Below are 731 nucleotides of genomic sequence, written 5' to 3' on the forward strand. Positions count from 1 at the left end.
CCGCCTCCGTTGCTCGGACCACGGCCTCGACGCCCCGCACCATCGCCCGCGGCGGCTTCGGCGGGACCGGGCGGGCGGTCGCGGCATCGGGGAGCGGTCACGGATCCGGGGGCGGCTGATGCGCCGCGTCGCGACCCTCGAGCGGCCCGACTGGCGGGAGCACGCGTCCCGCGCCGGCTTCCACTTCCACTCCTTCGACGGGGCGCCCTATTGGGACGAGAGCGCCCATTACGCCTTCAGCCTCGCGGAGATCGAGGACGACATCGAGGCGCCGAGCCGCGCCCTGCACGCGCTCTGCCTCGCCTTCGTCGCGCGCGCGGTCGAGGACGGCGAGATCCTCGCCTCGCTCGAAATCCCCGAGCACGCCTGGGACGCGATCCGGGCGAGCTGGCGCCGGCGCGATCCCGGGCTCTACGGCCGCCTCGACCTCAGCTACGGCGGCGCCGGCACGGGACCGGCCAAGCTCCTCGAATACAACGCCGACACGCCGACCGCCCTCTACGAGAGCGCGGTGTTCCAGTGGCTCTGGCTCGAGGATTGCCTCGCCCGGGGGCGCCTGCCGGCGGGCTGCGACCAGTTCAACGCCCTGCACGAGCGGCTGGTGGCGCGCCTCGTCACGATCGCCGCCGCGACCGGCGCGCCCCGCCTCGCCTTCGCGAGCTTTGCCGACGCGCCGGAGGATCGCGGCACGGTCGCCTATCTCCAGGATCTGGTTCTTATACACATGTGAA

1 pseudogene is annotated in these 731 nt (G+C 73.3%); it reads left to right on the forward strand.

Going from position 1 to position 731, the window contains the following annotated elements:
- Positions 1-118: 118 nt before the first annotated feature.
- Positions 119-709 (forward strand): annotated as a pseudogene (locus VQ03_RS29810) (glutathionylspermidine synthase family protein); the annotation flags it as partial.
- Positions 710-731: the final 22 nt, after the last annotated feature.

It is taken from the genome of Methylobacterium tarhaniae, assembly GCF_001043955.1.
Taxonomy (GTDB): Bacteria; Pseudomonadota; Alphaproteobacteria; order Rhizobiales; family Beijerinckiaceae; genus Methylobacterium; species Methylobacterium tarhaniae.